Origin of the sequence: Flavobacterium sp. GT3P67, assembly GCF_004349155.1 — a bacterium.
Lineage (GTDB): Bacteria > Bacteroidota > Bacteroidia > Flavobacteriales > Flavobacteriaceae > Flavobacterium > Flavobacterium ranwuense.
In genome coordinates this window covers 20,709-39,907 of record NZ_SMLF01000013.1, presented here as the reverse complement: position 1 = coordinate 39,907, position 19,199 = coordinate 20,709, and the positions used below count along the sequence as shown (strand labels likewise).

Sequence of the window (19,199 nt, the reverse complement as noted above, 5' to 3'; positions counted from 1 at the left end):
AATGTTGCACTTTCAACGTAATGCTTTTCGTAAAAAAACTCAGTTTAATATTAATTTCTATCAGCTGACGGCTGTTACAAAAAATAATTTGCAAAGTTTAGTTAGTTCCTTGAACATTAATTGAAATTGAAAAAGAAGCTGTTAACAGAACCTAAAACACATTTTATATTTTAGCTTGTTTTGAATTGAGCTAATAGAGCTATTTCCGGAGCAATAATTTTTGAAGTTTCTACAGAACTTTTAAAAATCTCATTATGATTATTTTAAAACGAGTTTCTTCAAATTTATCAGGCATGTCGTAAGCAAAAGAAGCATGGGTTTTCATAATATATCTCTTAGTTAAAATTGGTTTAACAAATATATACAAAAAACAAAACGAATATTTTATTTTGCGTTATTTAATAAAATTAAATTTAAATAACGCAAAATAACGCAATAAATTTTAATTGGATTTCAAATTACAATATAAAAATTCCTGATTTTCTATATTCTTCCAGTCTTAAATCTTCCGGATTTAAATCCGTAACAATGGTATCTAACTGATTAAGCTCACAAACAATATGAGGCATTTTAGTATCTAATTTACTAGAAGCGAACATAGAAACTACTTTATCAGAGGATTCTATCATTGCTTTTTTTACTATAGAAACTTCATATCCAATTTCTGTCAAACCCTGTTTTACATTAATACTACTAGCACCTATAAAACAAATATCTGCTTTAATTTTTGATAAAACCTGAATTACATCCATACCTATAGTTACCATTGCATTTTTCTGCATTTTTCCACCTATAAATATTAAATCTATATTAGGATGCTGAGACAACTGCATCGCTATCCGTAAGCTATAAGTATAAATCGTAGCCTTTAAATCGGAAGGAATCAACTTTGCGAAAACCAAATTAGTACTCCCTCCGCTCATTATAATAACCTGTCCATCTGACAATAAAGACAATGCTTTCGTAACAATTTTTTTCTTTTCCTCTTCAGCTGATATGACAATATCGAAAACATCGACAGGTTTCTCTGCATTTTGTATAGCTCCACCATAAACTTTTTCAAGAAAATTCTTGCTATCTAACTCATTTAGATCCCTTCTTATTGTATCTTCTGACAAATTTAAAGCTAAAGCCAAATCTGTCGTAACAACCTTCTGTTCTTCAATAAGCTTAGTCATGATGTATTTATGTCTTTCGGCTTTTAACATTTTTTAAAATTAAAAATTCAGGGCAAATATATCAAATATTTCAATTCAAAAGCAGAGATATGCCTCAAGTACAATAGCTAAACTCATTGTAATTCCAAATCAACAAATATATAACCTACTTTTTAAATAAAAATGCGTTATTTTGCGTTATTTAGTTTGTTTTTTAAAAAAAATCACTAAATATTGCATTTATATGCAATATTTAAATATATTTGTTCAATAACCATAAAAACCAAAATAATTATGAAGAAATTTTTCTTTATTTCATTATTGTTTTTGTTCGTTCAAGTTACATTTGGACAAACAAAAACAATTACTGGAACTGTTAAAAACAAAGTCGATGGAATTCCTATACCTGGAGTTACTGTACTTATTCGAGGAACAGCTAATAGTAGCGCGACTGATTTTGATGGAAACTACAGCATAGCTGTATCATCAGGACAAACGCTTAGCTTCAGTTATATTGGTTTTGAAACCAAGGAAATAAAAATTGCTGGAGAGCAAACACTCAATGTTGAACTCTCAGAGAGCTCCTTAAAACTAGATGAAGTAGTAGTTGTTGGTTTTGCTTCCCAGAAAAAAGCAAATCTAACTGGTGCGGTTGCATCTATCGACATTAGTAAGACGATTGGAAGCAGACCTTTGACAGACATAAGCAGAGCATTACAAGGTACTACACCAGGTGTAAATGTTAGTTTTAATTCAGGAAATATTAATCGTTCAGCAAATCTAAATATACGTGGATCTGGAACTGTTAATGGTTCTGATTCTCCTCTAGTATTGGTTGATGGAGTTCCTACGGACTTGGCGCTTATTAATCCAAATGATGTAGCAACAATGTCTGTACTTAAAGATGCGGCTTCTGCTTCTATCTATGGGGCTCGTGCAGCCTTTGGTGTAATACTCATTACCACAAAAGGAGGAAAAACAGGAGAGGGAAAAGTTAGATTCTCTTACACTGGAAACGCGGCTTTTTATAATCCAATCTCTTCACTACAATTCTTAGACCCAACAGATGAAATTCCTGGATTGATTGCGGCAGGAACACGTACTGATGGTGCCGTGCCAGAATTTTTTGGCGCAAATTATAATACTATGCTAACAGGAATTCAAAACTGGAAACAAAAATATGCAAATAATCGTACCAGTAATGAGATGGTTTATGGCGAGGATTGGGAAATTAAAAATGGCACACCCTATTTCTACAGAGTTTGGGATACTAATAAAGAATTGTATGCAAATGATGCACTCCAAACATATCACAATTTTTCTGCACAAGGTAATCTAGGAAATAAAAGTTCTTTCTTCGCTTCATTTGCACTTACAGAACAAGAAGGTATGCTAAGGATTAATCAAGAAACAAAACAGCGGACGAATATAAATTTAGGATTTACAACAAAATTAGCTGATTGGCTTACTGGTGATTTTAAAGTAATGACAATTCGTAGTAATTATAAACAACCGTTTAATTATTATGGTGGTTCTGGAACTGATGATTCAAGTTATGGAGGGTATTTTGGTTATGCTCTTCGTTGGGGCCAATATACTCCTAATTTTGGAACCTATAGAGGATATAATTTCCGAAGTGCTGGAGGATATTTATCTAATGCATCTATGAATGAAAATGATCAATACAATAACAGGTTAAGTGCTAAATTTACAGCAGAAATTACAAAAGATTTTAATTTAATAGGCGAAGTAAGTAATGTAACTGATTATTATTCAAGAAAACAAAATGGAGGTAAATTCCAAGCTTGGGATAGCTGGTCAGCTATGCCTTATGATGCAACAACAATTCAAACAGCAGTACCTACTACTCTTGAAGCGGGAAATGATTATGTAGCCCAATCAAAGGCTGAATCAACAACAAAAGTTGTTAATATCTATGCAAATTATAAAAAGCAATTTAATAACCATAACATCAAAGTTTTGGGAGGTTTTAATTCTGAGTGGCAAGATTTTTCACGTACTTATGCGAGAAGAAATACTCTTTTGGATAAATCAAAACCTGAGTTTAACCTTGCAGTAGGTGAACAATTTGTTTCAGGCGCTGCTAATACTTCTTTAAATCCAGCAGTAACATCCTATTCAATTGCAGGTTTCTTTGGTCGCATAAATTATGATTATGACGGAATTTATTTATTAGAATTGAATGCTCGATATGACGGTTCTTCAAAATTTCCAACTGCTCAACAATGGGGATTCTTCCCTTCAGCCTCTGTGGGATATAAGATTTCTAATGAAAAATTTATGGAAAGCACTCGTGACTGGTTGAATGATCTTAAAGTGCGTGCTTCTATTGGTGCAATTGGGAATCAAAATGTAGGGAATAATGCCTTCTTATCGGTTTTAAATTCTTCAAATCCTTGGTGGATAAACAGTGGATCCACACTACCGCCTTCCACAGGTTTACCAACTAATGTTGATCCTACCTTAACTTGGGAAAAAGTTTACACAAATGATATTGGTGTGGATTTGAGAATATTTAATATGCTTGGTGCTTCATTCGACTGGTATCAACGTGATACAAAAGGAATGTTAGCTCCGGGAATTACACTTCCAGGTTCGTTTGGTCAAGGTGCAGCCCAAACAAACTCAGGAAACATGAAAACAACAGGTTGGGAATTGTCATTGAATTTTAATAAAGAAATAAATAAAAATGTTTCTGTATTTATGGATGTTGCTTTATCAGATTATACCTCAGTGATAACCAAATGGAATAACACTTCAAAGTTATTAACCACCTATTACGATGGTTATGAAATTGGTCAAATTTGGGGTCTAACAAGCGATAGACTACTTCAGGCCGATGATGTTATAACAAATAATGGTAAAACTGTAAATGGAATTGACTACTCAAAAACAATGGGAGGTAATTTCAAATTTGGAGCTGGTGACGTACATTACATAGACACAAATGGAGATGGTGTCATATCTCGTGGAGCAGGAACTGCTGATGACCATGGCGATTTGACAAAAATTGGTAATTCAACTCCTCGTTATAAATACGGAATAACATTAGGCGGAAAATTTCATGGATTTGATGTTTCTGCTTTCTTTCAAGGAGTTGCTAAACGTGATTATTGGGCTGCTTCAGACGCCGTTTTACCTTTCTATCGTGCTCCTCAACAGATGTATGCAAACCAATTAGATTATTGGACCCCTGAAAATACAGACGCATATTGGCCTAATCCAAATTATGGTGATGAAGCAGGTGGTTTTGGAGGCAGCACGACTGGTAGAAATAACTTTATTACTCAAACAAGATATTTACTTGATATGTCGTATTTACGTCTAAAAAACTTCAGTCTTGGATATTCATTAACAAATGAACTTGTAAAAAAAGCCGGATTAGAAAAAGTAAGACTATATACCTCAGGTGAAAACTTATTGACTTGGGCTGATAGCCGTCTTCCTGTTGACCCTGAAATTAACGAAACTGAAATTTTCTGGGGAAGAGCTTATCCTTATACTAAATCATGGTCTTTTGGAGTTGAACTGTCTTTCTAATATTAACAATTCAAAAATTTTAAAATGAAAAAATCAATTATAAAATCTAAATTACTACTGATGTTTGCTACTGCTACTGTAGCAATGTCTTCGGTTAGTTGTGAGGACTACTTAACAGAAGATCCTGCGGATAAATTTACAAACGACAACTTTTGGCAAACAGAAGACAACGTAAAAACATTTTCGTGGATTAATTACGATACGTTTTATGGCTACGGAAATGGTACAACAATTGGACTTTCTTTTTTCTATTACCATGGTAGCGATAACAGAGTAGATGATAACTTATCGGCTTTCTCTTTTTATCAAATGCCGATAACACCAACTACTACTAATGTAAATTCTTGGAATGAATATTATACGCTTATTCGTCGTTGTAATTTGATGCTCGAAAAAGTACCTAGTGTTACTATGTCTGAAGAAAAAAAGAATCATTATATTGGAGTAGCTAAATTTTTTAGAGCCTATACCTATTTTCGTTTAGTACAAAAATTTGGAGATGTACCTTATACAGATAAATATTTATCTCAAAATGATCCTTTAGTTTATGCACCTGCAACGCCAAGAGCAGAAATTATTGATAAAGTTATTGCGGATTTAGAAGAAGCCACTAACTTGCTTCTTGCTATTGATGATAAAAATGTTACCGTAAATAAATACACGGCTTATGCCGCACTGAGCAATGTCTGTCTTTATGAAGGAACGTACAGAAAATATCATTTAAGTCAGGACGGTAGCGCATATCTTAACAAAGCAAAATCAGCTTCGTTAGCCATAATGAATAATTCAAGTTATAAATTAAATGCAGATTGGAAATCTCTTTATAATTCTGTAGAATTGTCTGGTAATACAGAGGTTATACTTGGAAAACGTTATTTGACAAACGTGTTAATGCATTCTCTTCAGAATTATACCAATACTTCTACTGCACAGTACGGATTAACAAAATGGGCTGCCGATAGCTATGTAACAACAAATGGTTTACCTATACAACAAGCAGGAAATTCTCAGTATACCGGTGATGACGATATTACAAAAACATTTGCAAATAGAGATCCCCGTTTTGCAAAAACTGTAAACCCTACTACATATGGATATAAAGGGAAACCTTTTGGTACTACTGCTTTAACTTCAATGTCAGGCTATGTGTTCGAATTGTACAACAATCCTGCAACATCAGGTCCGGACGTTACAACAGGAGGACGTAATTACACAGATTGCCCATTGTTTACACTTAGTGAGGTTTATTTGAACTATGCGGAGGCTTGTGCCGTACTTGGTACCGCTACAAATACCGACCTTGATATGTCTGTCAATAAAGTGCGTACCCGTGCAGGGATAACACCATTAACTACTGACGGAAATAATGCTTTTGCTTCAGGTGTTCAAATTAATGACCCAAGACGAACTTCTGCTTTAGAACAAATCTCTGGGAGCGTTAATCCACTAATTTGGGAAATCCGTCGTGAGCGTCAAATTGAGTTCATGAGCTGGACTACCCTTAGACAAATGGATATTTTCCGTTGGAAAAAAGGAGATTATTTAGACACTACAAAAAATCCAGATGTAAATCTTGGAGCAAAAGTAGGTACTCCTGTTGGAACACAAATTAAAGTAGATGCTAATGGATATGTAAAAATTTACCCAACAAGTACAAGAAACTTTGAAGCCAAACACTATTTATTGAACATCCCTACAAATGATATTGATTTGTATAAAGCTCAAGGTGTCGAATTAAAACAAAACCCAGGTTGGAATTAAGAATTCCAAAAACGGAATACTAATAAAACAATAAACTACCTCTGGGCATAGATAGCTCAGAGGTAGTATTTTAAAATTATTTTTTCGTCCGAAGTCTTCGATGAAATAAGCCTACAAAATAAAAGTCCTATCTGATAAATTCAAAGAACTTCTTCTAAAACAAACCATAAGTCAATCAGATAATAATACATAAACTACTGAATACTAATTAAATATAAACTAATGTATAATTAACTGATTCATTCAAACTATTAACTGTAATTTAAAATGATAAAATTAATATCAAAAATTGCTCTTCTTGTATTTTCTATATTTTACATCCCATCTTATTCCAATTCATTTCAGACAGCTACAAAAAATAATACGCGAAAAAACATTAACACCACAATAAAAACTGGCGCTGATAATTATGCAAAATACCTGCCTTTATTGAAAGATAAAAAAATAGGAATCATTACCAATCAAACAGGAATTTTGTCTAACAAAACACATCTAGTAGATTTCTTATTAGAGAAAAAAGTTGCTATCCAAACCATTTTTGCTCCTGAACACGGGTTTAGAGGAACTGCTGATGCAGGTGAGCATGTCGTTGATGGAAAAGATGCCAAAACCGGACTGTCAATTATTTCTCTTTATGGGGACAATAAAAAACCAAAACCAGCACAATTAGTTGGAATCGACATTATGTTATTTGATTTACAAGATGTTGGCGCACGTTTCTACACCTATATTTCCTCATTGCATTATGTCATGGAAGCCTGTGCAGAAAACGGAATTCCGCTTTTAATTCTTGACAGACCAAATCCTAATGGCAGTATTATTGATGGGCCACTTTTAGAAAAAGAATTCACCAGTTTTGTAGGCATGCACCCTATTCCGCTACTTCACGGAATGACTATCGGGGAATATGCACAAATGATAAATGGAGAAAAATGGCTTAAAAACGCCACCCAATGTAAGTTGACCGTTATTCCTTGTGTTAATTATAACCGAAAAATGGAATATAGTTTACCTATAAAACCATCTCCAAATTTACCCAATGACCAATCCATAAATCTATACGCGAGTTTGTGTTTTTTTGAAGGTACCAATGTGAGTGTAGGCCGAGGAACCGAAAAACAATTCCAAATTTATGGCTCTCCTTTTTTAACGAAAAGCAATTTTAGTTTTACTCCAAAACCAAATTTTGGTGCCAAAGACCCCCTCTATAATGGAAAAGAGTGTTTTGGTGAAGATTTAACAACCTATCCTAAACTAACTCGATTAGAACTAAAATGGCTAATTAAAGCCTATCAAAATACTAGTGACAAAACTAAATTTTTCAATCCTTTTTTTACAAAACTTGCCGGAACAAAAAAATTACAACAGCAAATTGAAAGCGGAATTTCAGAAAATAAAATAAGAAAGAGTTGGAAAAATGGATTAACAGAATTTAAAAAAATGCGCATAAGGTATCTAATCTATTAGATCAATGCTTATTTATTGTCAAATGAAACTCGGACTCTATTTTAATTAAATTCAAGCATTGAATCTGCCCTGCAAAAAAATAAAAACATCTCAAATCAGTTAAAAAATAAAAAATGACGAAAATTAATCCCGATACAGAACAAGAATCGCTCTATTCTAACTTAGATAAAATGAGTACTAATGAGTTACTCTCTAATATAAACAATGAAGATAAAAAAGTAGCGGATATAATTGAAAAACAAATTCCCAATATTGAAAAATTAGTGGATATTATTGTTTCTAAAATGAAACTTGGTGGAAGACTATTTTATATCGGAGCGGGTACATCCGGAAGAATCGGTATTCTTGATGCCTCAGAATGTCCTCCTACTTTTGGAGTTCCAGACAATTGGATTATTGGTATCATAGCAGGTGGCGACTCAGCCATTAGAAAAGCGGTAGAAAATGCCGAAGATGACATTGATCAGGCCTGGAGAGATTTATCTGCCTACGACATTTCGAGTTTAGATGTGGTTATAGGAATTGCGGCGTCAGGGAATACCCCTTATGTTATTGGCGGATTAAAAAAAGCGAGAGAAAACAATATCGCTACTGGTAGTATTTCTTGTAATAGTGAAAGTCTAATTTCAAAACAAGCGGATTATCCTATTGAATTGATTGTAGGTCCTGAATTCCTTACCGGAAGCACGAGAATGAAAGCTGGAACATCTCAAAAATTAGCCTTAAACATGATTTCAACATCTGTCATGATTAAACTAGGAAGGATTTACGGTAACAAAATGATTGATATGCAATTGTCTAACAAAAAGCTGGTACAAAGAGGAGTTGAAATGATTGTTGAAGAACTTAAGATTGACGAAAAACTAGCCTCTGAATTGCTAAAAAAACACAAAAGTGTAAGAGCTGTTTTATTGGCTAAAAATAAAAATCTGGAAGTTTAACTCCCATAACTATTAAGAATATTTTATAGATTTATACAAATAAAACCTTAATCTATAACTTTCGAGATTCAATGATGACCTAACAGTCCCGAAGCCTCGGGATAAAAACCTGCTAGGTCTGATCAACAGAATAAAAACCAAACCTATAAAGCTATAAAATGAATCCAAGTGCAATCCTAATCCTTATCATTATTTATTTCGGAACATTATTCTATATCTCGCATAGAGTCAGTAGAAAAGATGATGGAAATGATGCTTTTTTCACCGCTAATAAAAACTCAAAATGGTATTTGGTCGCTTTTGGGATGATAGGAACGGCTCTTTCCGGAGTAACTTTTATATCTGTTCCGGGAGAAGTAGGTGCCGCGAGTGGCGAACAATTCAAATATTTCCAGTTTGTATTGGGCAATGCTATCGGATTTATAATAATTACAAAGTTATTATTACCTCTGTATTACAGAATGAATTTAACCTCTATTTATGGATATATAGAACAGAGAATGGGGCTTTACAGCTACAAAACAGCGGCCACTATTTTCTTGATTAGCAGAACGATAAGTTCTGCATTCAGACTTTATTTAGTGGTAATAGTATTACAGCGTTTTGTATTTGATTTTTACAATATTCCGTTTGCATTAACCGTATTGATCTCCTTACTGCTTATTTTTTCTTATACCTACAGAGGTGGATTGAAAACAATTATTATTACGGATACCTTGCAGACTTTTTTTCTTGTAACATCGGTTTTCCTTACCATCTATTTTATTTGCGACAGTATGGATTTAAGTGCCATTAGCGCTTTCAATGAAGTTAAAAACAGTAATTATTCAAAAATATTTTTCTTTGATGATTTCCTAGGAAGTAAATTTCATTTTGTAAAACAAATACTAGGAGGAATGTTTGTAACCATTGCCATGACAGGTCTGGATCAGGATTTAATGCAAAAAAACCTGAGTTGCAAAAACATTGGCGAAGCACAAAAAAACATGTTTACTTTTACAGGAATCTTCGTTATTATTAATATTTTCTTTTTAAGTGTTGGTGCTTTACTATATATTTATGCTGATAAAAACGGAATTGCAATTCCAACTGACTTAGTTACAGGGAAGCCAAGAACTGATTTACTTTTCCCTGAAATCGCATTAAATCATCTAGCAACAATTCCGGCAATAGTATTTTTATTAGGAATTATTGCAGCCACTTTTGCAACGACAGATTCAGCATTAACAGCACTAACTACCTCATTTTGTGTTGACTTTTTGGGTATGAACAAAGCCGAAAACTATAAAAAAAATACCGTAAGAACAAGGCATTTAGTGCATATTAGTTTTTCATTATTAATTTTCTTTGTCATACTAATTTTTAACTCAATCAATGACAGTTCAGTAGTTGGGATGATATTTAAGGTTGCATCCTATACTTACGGACCTTTATTGGGATTATATGCCTTTGGTCTGTTTCAAAAATCAAGAAACGTAAATGATAAATTAGTCCCATTTATATGCTTATTAGCTCCTTTCTTAACGTATTTGATAAATGAAAACTCTAAAATATTGTTTTCAGGATATGTATTTGATAATGAATTAATAGTGGTTAACGGCTTATTGACTTATTTAGGATTATACTTGACAAGTTCACGCAGCAGCAAAAAAATAACTTTTTAAACCACTGAAAAACATCCCTAATCCGCATAAGTAAACCCCTAATACGGACTTAAAGTCCTTAGTTTTGGTTGGCAGACTTAAAGTTTGCACGGTTAAAAACATAAAAATGAAACCGAAAATTCGCAAATTATACACTTAAAAGCACAAAATAATTTGCGAATCTGCGGTAAACATTTTTAGAACATGAGAGGGAAATACACTAAAAAACATAGTTTTAGCTAAAATCTGAGACCAATAAAAGCATAACGAATTAAAATCTATTTCGCCAAAAAATTATAAAATGAAAAATTACTTCATAAAAATCAGCCTATACGCCACACTTATACTTTTGATCACCAATTGTGCTTCTAAAAAAAGCAACACAATTACAGCTTCAAAAAAGGATAATTTTCTAAAAGATACAATTGTATACGTTCCCAAAGATAAATCGGAGAGAAAAAACTTTTTTAAAGATTCTGATAGAGAAACTACTTGGGTGGACAGCATTTACAGCAAAATGTCGGTGCGGGAAAAAATTGGTCAGTTGTTTATGGTTTCCGCCTATTCTAATAAAGATTCCGTACATACAAATGAAATTAACACATTAGTTCAGGATTATAAAGTAGGCGGCATACTCTTTTTTCAAGGTGGACCAGTTCGTCAGGCAAAATTAACAAACTTATATCAGTCGAAAGCAAAAGTTCCTTTATTCGTTGCAATTGACGGCGAATGGGGATTAGGAATGCGTTTAGATTCTACTTACGTTTATCCTTGGAATATGACTCTGGGTGCAATTCAGGATTTAAGTCTTATTGAAAATGTTGGAAGAAATATGGCCAACGAAAACAAACGAATCGGAATCCATTTTAATTTTGCTCCAGTCCTAGACATCAACACCAATCCTAAAAACCCTATTATTGGCAACCGATCTTTTGGTGAAAACAAAGTCAATGTAAGCAATAAAGCCATTGCCTTAATGAAAGGCGTGCAAAGTCAAGGCGTTTTTAGTACCGGAAAACATTTTCCAGGACATGGCGATACTTCTGTAGATTCGCACAAGGCATTGCCATTAATCGATTTTTCGAAAGAACGGCTTGATTTGGTAGAATTATATCCGTACAAGCAAATCTTTGACGAAGGCTTAGTATCGGTTATGGTAGCGCATCTTAATATTCCAAGATTAGAGCCACAACCAAATTATCCGTCTTCGGCTTCCTATAATATTGTAACCAATCTGCTTCAAAAAGAATTGGGCTTTAATGGTTTAATTTTCACAGATGGTTTAGCCATGAAAGGTGCAGCTGATTTTAAAGGTCCTGGAGATTTAGAAATAGCTGTTCTTCTTGCTGGAAATGACATTTTTCTTGGCCCTGAAAATGTACCTGCAGCCTTTCAAAAAGTAGAAACAGCCTACAGTGAAGGTATTATTACTGAGGGACGTTTGGCACACTCAGTAAAAAAAATATTGCATTATAAATTTAAAGCCGGATTGAACAAATACAAACCAATTGATATGGCAAACATATGCAATGACCTTAATTCGCCACAGAATGATGCCTTGCACTATAAATTATACGAAAACGCCATTACCGTTTTAAAAAATGAAAAGAAAATACTTCCTATCAAAGATTTAGATCAAAAGATTGCGTATTTAAAACTGGGAGAAGATGTTAACAGTAATTTTGTAACTACTTTAAAAAAATACACCGAAGTTACCGAAGTAGCCAACACCAATATCGACAGCCTAAATAATGAATTAAAAAAATACGACCTAGTTATCATTGGTCTTCACAAAGTAAATAAAACTTGGGAAAAACAGAGTTTCACAGATACTGAATTGATTTGGTTACAAGAAATTGCAAAACACAATAAAGTGATTTTGGATGTTTTCACAAAACCATATTCCCTATTGCCACTCACTAATTTTGATGATATCGAAGGATTAGTGGTTTCCTATCAAAACTCAGACATTAGTCAGATAGTTTCGGCAGAATTATTATTTGGAGCTGTTGAAGCTAAAGGAAAACTACCGGTATCCATCAATAATTTTTTCAATGTGAATGATGGTTTATCTACCGAAAAAATAAACCGTCTGGGTTTTACGACTCCAAAGTTTCAAGAAATTAAACCTAAAGAGAATCAATTATAAAAGCCAATTAAAAGTTTCCTCTTTTAATAATAAACGAACCCAAAAGAACCAAACCTATGACAAAAGAACGTTTAATTTCACTAGATGTATTTAGAGGATTTACTATTTTATTAATGACCATAGTCAACAATCCTGGCAGTTGGGCATCAATTTATCCGCCTTTAGAACATGCTGAATGGCACGGCTGTACTCCTACTGACTTGGTTTTTCCTTTTTTTATTTTTATAATGGGTACCGCAATTCCTTTTGCAATGCCAACTAAACAATTTGACTTAGGCGTTTTTAATAAAATTATAGTCCGTTCTTTACGAATTTTCTGTTTAGGATTATTTTTAAATTATTTCAGCAGAATCGAATTATTGGGCTTAGAGGGAATCTCTTTATTACTACACAGGCTAATTATAACTTTTGCAGTCGCTTATGCCCTTTTAGGAAACTTTAGTTTGAAAATTAAAACCTACCTCGTTTTTGGAATTTTCGCAATACTACTATTCTTAGCATACAGTCAAATCGAAGAATTTCAGGACGTACGAATCCCCGGAGTTTTACAGCGAATAGGAGTTGTGTATTTCTTTGCCTCTCTTTTATATTTGAAAACAAATCTGAAAACACAACTTCTGGTTGCTGCTTCAATTTTATTGGGTTACTGGCTTGTAATGGCTTTTGTTCCTGTTCCTGGATTTGGTGCTGCCAATTTTGAAAAAGGTACCAACCTAGCTGCCTGGTTGGATAATTTAGTCTTAAACGGGCATTTATGGAGCTATTCTAAAACTTGGGATCCAGAGGGAATTCTGAGCACTTTACCTGCTATAGCCACAGGAATTCTTGGAATGTTCATAGGACAAATATTAAACTTAAAAACACAAAAAATTGAAATTCTAAAAAAAATAACAATCACAGGAATTGCTCTACTAATTATCGGTTTACTTTGGAGCATCATATTCCCTATCAACAAATCACTTTGGACAAGCTCTTATGTCTTGTACACTGCCGGTATTGCTACATTATGTTTAACCCTGTTATACTATATTATAGACATTTCAAACTATAAAAAATGGACTAAGTTGTTTTTAATTTGGGGAGTAAACCCTATGATTGTGTTTTTCTTTTCAGGAATAATTCCAAGAGTTTTGAGTACGATTAAGATTCAAAATCTAGAAATAGTTACTGAACAAATCAATCTTCAAAGTTATTTTTATAAATTTTGCATCACACCTCTTTTTAGCAATCCATTGAATGCTTCATTAACTTTTGCATTAGTGTATGCTATTTTTTGGTCATTAATCCTATGGGTGTTTTATAAATACAAATTAATTTTTAAAGTATGACACTTAAAAATTATTGTATTAAGCTTTTTCCGTATTAAAGTTAAAAGACAATAAGGTCCTAAACGTTTTAAAAAAGTATAAAAAAGAGGGCTTAATTTTGTATATCAAATTATCTTTTAGTTATACAACAAAAACTCTCGCCTGCTACTCACACGATTCTTTTATAAAAAAAGGTTCCTTATAAGGAATTGATTTAAAAGTGAGGCTATTATAAAATTATCAAAATAAAGCACAAATATTTTGAAACAATATTTCCTCCAACCTTTACAGCTATTTTGGAAGGGGTATCCAAGGCAAAAAAAGGGAAGGAGATAAATCAAGTTGAAATTGTTTAATATGACATTCTAACGTTCCAAATAGTAACATCAAGATCTGAGTTTTGATTGTTATTGAAATAAAAAAAGTAATTTGTAAAGTAAAATCAGGACTAATTAGTTTTGATGTAAACCAATTCTAGGATTATAAATTAACAACACTTATTAATGACAACAATTTTGATTCTTTAATAGATAGTGGTAATTTTAGCGTTACTTATGGGATTATCACAAAAAAAGATCAGATTGTAAAACCTATTTTTACATTTTGTGTTTATTTAAGTATTCATTTTATTAATAATCTAAAACAATTTCTCTATTTTAAAAGTTTCATTTCTCACCAAATTATGATGAGGATAAAGAAAAATCATTTCACTAACTTTATAAAATATTCATTGAAAAACTCTAAAAATCACATCAAATAAAGGTGTTCGATAGTCGAACACCAAAATCATATTTAAGGAGTAATTTTTATCTTAAAAAATTTAATTTTTACAATAAAAGATAAGAAACACGAGAAACTATTGATTAAAAAAATGATTTAAGAATTGAAAATAAAATACAAAAACCTTATAAACAAAGGGATTGAACGTTATTTTTCGAGTTTATCTATGAACATTAATATTGGAATTATGTGTTCGATTGTGATCCCGGCGACTCCACTAATTCATTTTCAATTGAAACCAAAAGCCTGTAAATCTTAGGATTTACAGGCTTTTTCGTTTCTATTAATTTCAAAAATTATCATTAAATCATAATCGTAAGGATGCTTATTCGGTTACCCTAGAAAAATAATTTTTAGGTACCCGAGTTTCAAACAAGACCTTGTTTAACAAGTAGTTTGAATAATGAACATCTTGACAATAGAAACTTTATAATCTAATTTAATAATCTTCAAAAGTCATCACATTATGAAAAACAAAATTGCAATACTCTTTTATGTAAAGAGTGCTAAAGCATTAAAAAACGGTTTACTGCCAATTTATTTAATAATTACGATTGACGGAGTTCGAATTGAAATTAGCACATCAAAGTATGTTGAAAATTAAAAATAGTCAGTTGCAGCAGGCAAAATTAAAGGTAATTAGAATTAGGTGGTCAATATCATTGGAATTTGAATTCACTGTCTTGTCCTAGTATTACCCAAGCTATGCGCTTCACCACCTAGCAGCCTAATGATGAAAATAATGAAGCCACTACCTTATTATTAAATTATTAAAACAAACTGACCTACTATTCTTTGATAATCTTTATTGTTTGTGTTTTTTCTTGTGAAATAACTTTTATGAAGTAAATACCATTTGAAGAAGCTGCTAAATCTATTGTATTTTGATTATTCGCTTTTAAATCAATAGCCTTATTAAAAATTTCTCTTCCTGCTAAATCTGAAACAATAATTTGTGTAGAAGCATTCTCTGATGAAACTAAAGTTATAAGCCCATTTGATGGATTTGGATAGGCTTTAATTTCTAAAGAAGAATTCTTTAAAGATTTTTTGCTGTTTTTTTCGCGTAGTGTTGCAGGAATAGTCGCAGGTATAGAGATAGTTGCAACCACCGCTTTATGATCAGATGGCCAAGGCAAGGTTGATGCTTCGAAAATATCACTTCCATTACCTGCTGTTGTTGCAAGATTATAAGCATAAGCCCCTACTGGTCCAACTATGGCAGCTGAAGTAGCTCTCACGCCCGCACCTTTATAGAAGATATAATCAATACGATCTCTTTCGTCACTTAAAGGAGTCCAACTGGTGCTTGCTCCTCCATTTGTGGCAACTGCTGGCCACGAAATTCCCGGGTTTAACACCACGTCAGGATATACTTGACGGTAAGCATCGGTAAAGCCATTGTTATTAAGAGAAAGTGTTGTGTCCCATTGGTAAACCACACCATGATGATCGTATAGATTTGCTTGTCTTGAAGTCCAATCTAAGCAAGAAGGCTCATTGAAATCACCCAATAATAGGATCGGACGCGTTTCTGTTTGCATGTACAATATAAAAGCTGCGATTTGTTCGTCCCTTTGAGAACCTAGATTTTGGCCTGAAATTGCTGTTAAACTAATTTCAGGTGTAAAAGGAGATAATGCATTCCATCCGGCATATCTTCCTGAACCACCGCAAGCATAACCACGAGGTAAATAAGTAGCATAATAGGTATAGTCTAAATGTGATGAACAAACAACTACTGTAGTTCCATTTACATTCACATCATAAACTACGACAGCACCTGCCAACACTGGTCCCGATAAAGAAATAGGATATTTACTGATTATGGAAACATCAGAACCTGTTATATATCCTCTATAATAGGTTTTACCAACAGCTGCAAGATCGTTTACTATTTTTGTTGTCCAATCACCAGTATAATTGCGAACTTCCGAAAAACAAACAATATCAGGATTTACCGAATTGATTACATCCCTAATATAAGTCATCCCATTTGGTACAGATGTTCCTTCTTGCCAAACATTAAATTGCATCACTTTTAAGCTAATATTTGCTCCTTGGTCAGCAACGGTGATATAGCCATTTTTAGTTAATGTGTTTACACCATTGGCATTAGTAGCCGTAAGCGTAACTGCATAAGTTCCATTAGTATTATAAGTTACCGTAGGATTCTTTGCTGTACTTGTTGATGGAGTTCCACCAACAAATGACCATGACCATGAAGTTGGAGTGCCTGTTGATTGATCTGTAAATGTAGTTGAACCACCTGTTACTACTGAAGTTGCACTAGCCGTAAAAGCTGCAACCGGAACTGCAGAAGTTGCTCCAACGGTAAAATTAACCATAGCCTTGATGGTATAACCATTATTTGCTAAAAGACATGCTTTGTAATTACCGGCAGTTGCAATTCCAGAAGAAAAAGTAACCGTTCCGCTTGCAATATTTTTTTTGGAGGCTGTTTGTGTTCCACTAGTGTAAAGCCAACCTACATTAGTACCTGAGGCCGGTGTTGTGGTTTGCAGGAACAATCCAATCCAATCCTTTGCGGTTGTTGAACCGGTGAAATTTACTGTTATTGCTTCTCCTATAGTGTAAGACGCTTTATTTGTTGTCACTGTTTGCGCAGAAACATTCGATAAAAATGCAAAGGCAATCAAAATTAATAATAATCTTTTCATAGTATTTTAATTGGTTATATGTTACAAATTATATGCGGTTTCTGTTTTTTAACGCAACAGCTAAAAAAATGCAATAAGTAAATTGTTCAATCAATTTATTAATATTTAACGTGAATCAAGGGTTAAGACATCCTTTATAATTAATTTGAATTAGACTTATCCTCTATCAATCGTTTACAAAAAAGATTCGCCTGCTATCTTTTACTATTTATAAAATATTTCCCTACTTCAGTTCCATCATCTTTTAGCATACTTACATTCAGGCTTTTCATATCTGCTTTTACTTTTATTAAAGTACGGTTGCCTTCTTTTGGTCCCCCACCAATTATAATGGGATACGAATGATCCGTTGTAGGAGGATGAACTCCATAAGTATGCGTATGGCCAGACAGTACAATATCGACCTTATATCTATCAAATAATGGGGCAAATAACTGACGACAATGCATGGTCCCATGTTCTTCATCCGAATGGAAATGTGGAATATGCATCATGACTACACGAAATTTTGCTTTTTTGAATGCTTTAGAACGCATTACTTCTTCAGCCCATTTTCTCTGTTCTTTTCGGTAATCATCAAAACCTACTATTCCTCCGTAAACCTGATGATTGTCTGGTTTATCTTCTCCTGTATCTAAAACTACAGTGAAAACCGGTCCCCATTCATAAGCATAATATCCTTTATCTCCTTTGGTGGAAAAATAATTTTTCAGCTCCCGTGCATACTTTCCTCTTGTTTCATGATTACCACGAACAAACAGGAATGGCTTTGTACTGGCAAAGGATTCAGTACAAGGGTTCAGCATATGATCAATTATTTGTTTTTCATCTTCCTGATAATCAAAAATATCACCATTAAAAAAGACATAATCGAACGCCTCATCCCCATTGAGTTTAAGAAGGTGCGGAATAGAATGCGGGCGGTCATGAATGTCATTCATAATTAACCAGGAAACTTCTTCAGGGTTTTCCTTTGGAGTTGTAAATGAATAGGTATCGCTCGTAATTGTTTCTCCATACTTTAAGGAATAAGGCTGAAAAGAAGTAATCTCTTTGGATACAACCCGATAGCTATAGGCGGTATTCGGCTTAAGATTTTGTAGCGTGACACTATTAATTCTATTGTGCGCATTTACCAAACCATCCGTTACCTGATGCATCTTTTTATCCAAATTATTCCCTTCACCATACTCCAGCCAACTGTAGCAAAGCTTATTGGTGACCCATCGTATTGTCATGCTGTCGGGTGAGGGAACTTGCAAATAAGGTTTGGTAAGAAAAATATGCCCTTCAGAAGGGCGTGCCGTGAAAGTTTCAATAGCAGCTGCATTTGCACTAACTGGTAGCATACTGCCTATGAAACCTAATGCTCCCACTTTAGACATGTTGGCAATAAATTGCCTGCGTGGAAGTTCTTTTTTATCTTTTTTCATATATAGATAATATTTGTTTTTTAAAGGAATATGGAATTCGCATATTTTCATCGGTGTTTGCATCGACTCCAGATATGCTCATTTCATATGCTGATATTTATTGTTTTTTATTAATCATATATAATTGATGACATTTTATACTGTTTTTTTTAGAGTCATCGAACTTTACTCGTATAATATCATTCGTGTTTGTATCACAAAGCCGATATGCTCATTTCATAAATTTAGTACTTTTATTATTTTGTAAGTTCCAATACTCTTAAAAAAATAATTGTTTTCGCCTCACCCATCAAAAATAAATCTGACGAAGCTTTTTCAA

Annotated in this window: 11 protein-coding genes; 8 read left to right on the top strand and 3 right to left on the bottom strand. The window is 33.3% G+C overall.

Going from position 1 to position 19,199, the window contains the following annotated elements; genetic code table 11:
* Positions 1 to 458: 458 nt before the first annotated feature.
* On the bottom strand, positions 459 to 1,208 hold the full coding sequence (locus E0H99_RS16270) for a DeoR/GlpR family DNA-binding transcription regulator (RefSeq protein ID WP_131998078.1): 750 nt from the start codon (positions 1,206 to 1,208) through the stop codon (positions 459 to 461).
* Between the two features lie 243 nt (positions 1,209 to 1,451).
* Between E0H99_RS16270 and E0H99_RS16265 the strand changes: the two genes are divergently transcribed.
* The 8 genes from E0H99_RS16265 to E0H99_RS17280 all read left to right on the top strand — a co-directional run bounded on the left by E0H99_RS16265 (position 1,452) and on the right by E0H99_RS17280 (position 15,370).
* On the top strand, positions 1,452 to 4,718 hold the full coding sequence (locus E0H99_RS16265; RefSeq protein WP_131998075.1) for a SusC/RagA family TonB-linked outer membrane protein: 3,267 nt from the start codon (positions 1,452 to 1,454) through the stop codon (positions 4,716 to 4,718).
* Between the two features lie 24 nt (positions 4,719 to 4,742).
* Positions 4,743 to 6,479 (top strand): RagB/SusD family nutrient uptake outer membrane protein, encoded by a 1,737-nt coding sequence (locus E0H99_RS16260; protein ID WP_131998072.1) that lies wholly within the window; start codon positions 4,743 to 4,745, stop codon positions 6,477 to 6,479.
* Between the two features lie 267 nt (positions 6,480 to 6,746).
* Entirely contained in the window at positions 6,747 to 7,946 is a 1,200-nt protein-coding gene (locus E0H99_RS16255; RefSeq protein WP_131998069.1) for an exo-beta-N-acetylmuramidase NamZ domain-containing protein, read from the top strand.
* Between the two features lie 113 nt (positions 7,947 to 8,059).
* On the top strand, positions 8,060 to 8,887 hold the full coding sequence (murQ, locus tag E0H99_RS16250; RefSeq protein ID WP_131998066.1) for an N-acetylmuramic acid 6-phosphate etherase: 828 nt from the start codon (positions 8,060 to 8,062) through the stop codon (positions 8,885 to 8,887).
* 158 nt (positions 8,888 to 9,045) lie between these two features.
* Entirely contained in the window at positions 9,046 to 10,551 is a 1,506-nt protein-coding gene (locus E0H99_RS16245) for a sodium:solute symporter (protein ID WP_131998063.1), read from the top strand.
* A 280-nt stretch (positions 10,552 to 10,831) separates the two neighbouring features.
* Positions 10,832 to 12,679, top strand: a complete 1,848-nt coding sequence (locus tag E0H99_RS16240; protein WP_240723502.1) for a glycoside hydrolase family 3 protein — start codon at positions 10,832 to 10,834, stop codon at positions 12,677 to 12,679.
* 56 nt (positions 12,680 to 12,735) lie between these two features.
* The gene (locus E0H99_RS16235) at positions 12,736 to 14,007 is read left to right on the top strand and encodes an acyltransferase family protein (RefSeq protein WP_131998060.1); all 1,272 of its coding nucleotides are present in this window, start codon (positions 12,736 to 12,738) and stop codon (positions 14,005 to 14,007) included.
* A gap of 1,225 nt (positions 14,008 to 15,232) precedes the next feature.
* Positions 15,233 to 15,370, top strand: coding sequence for an Arm DNA-binding domain-containing protein (locus E0H99_RS17280; protein ID WP_165930223.1), 138 nt, complete (start codon positions 15,233 to 15,235; stop codon positions 15,368 to 15,370).
* A 184-nt stretch (positions 15,371 to 15,554) separates the two neighbouring features.
* On the opposite strand, the gene E0H99_RS16230 is transcribed toward E0H99_RS17280, so the two are convergent.
* Both E0H99_RS16230 and E0H99_RS16225 read right to left on the bottom strand, forming a co-directional pair.
* A complete protein-coding gene (locus tag E0H99_RS16230) occupies positions 15,555 to 17,447 on the bottom strand; it encodes an endonuclease/exonuclease/phosphatase family protein (RefSeq protein WP_131998057.1) in 1,893 nt (630 codons plus the stop codon).
* A 194-nt stretch (positions 17,448 to 17,641) separates the two neighbouring features.
* The gene (locus tag E0H99_RS16225; RefSeq protein WP_131998054.1) at positions 17,642 to 18,880 is read right to left on the bottom strand and encodes an FN3 domain-containing metallophosphoesterase family protein; all 1,239 of its coding nucleotides are present in this window, start codon (positions 18,878 to 18,880) and stop codon (positions 17,642 to 17,644) included.
* Positions 18,881 to 19,199: the final 319 nt, after the last annotated feature.

What these genes read in the sequence shown, in the direction of transcription:
- E0H99_RS17280 (WP_165930223.1), top strand. Translation starts at nt 15,233, where the DNA reads ATGAAAAACAAAATTGCAATACTCTTTTATGTAAAGAGTGCTAAAGCA.
- E0H99_RS16265 (WP_131998075.1), top strand. Translation starts at nt 1,452, where the DNA reads ATGAAGAAATTTTTCTTTATTTCATTATTGTTTTTGTTCGTTCAAGTT.
- E0H99_RS16270 (WP_131998078.1), bottom strand. Translation starts at nt 1,208, where the DNA reads ATGTTAAAAGCCGAAAGACATAAATACATCATGACTAAGCTTATTGAA.
- E0H99_RS16240 (WP_240723502.1), top strand. Translation starts at nt 10,832, where the DNA reads ATGAAAAATTACTTCATAAAAATCAGCCTATACGCCACACTTATACTT.
- E0H99_RS16260 (WP_131998072.1), top strand. Translation starts at nt 4,743, where the DNA reads ATGAAAAAATCAATTATAAAATCTAAATTACTACTGATGTTTGCTACT.
- E0H99_RS16255 (WP_131998069.1), top strand. Translation starts at nt 6,747, where the DNA reads ATGATAAAATTAATATCAAAAATTGCTCTTCTTGTATTTTCTATATTT.
- E0H99_RS16235 (WP_131998060.1), top strand. Translation starts at nt 12,736, where the DNA reads ATGACAAAAGAACGTTTAATTTCACTAGATGTATTTAGAGGATTTACT.
- E0H99_RS16245 (WP_131998063.1), top strand. Translation starts at nt 9,046, where the DNA reads ATGAATCCAAGTGCAATCCTAATCCTTATCATTATTTATTTCGGAACA.
- murQ (WP_131998066.1), top strand. Translation starts at nt 8,060, where the DNA reads ATGACGAAAATTAATCCCGATACAGAACAAGAATCGCTCTATTCTAAC.
- E0H99_RS16230 (WP_131998057.1), bottom strand. Translation starts at nt 17,447, where the DNA reads ATGAAAAGATTATTATTAATTTTGATTGCCTTTGCATTTTTATCGAAT.
- E0H99_RS16225 (WP_131998054.1), bottom strand. Translation starts at nt 18,880, where the DNA reads ATGAAAAAAGATAAAAAAGAACTTCCACGCAGGCAATTTATTGCCAAC.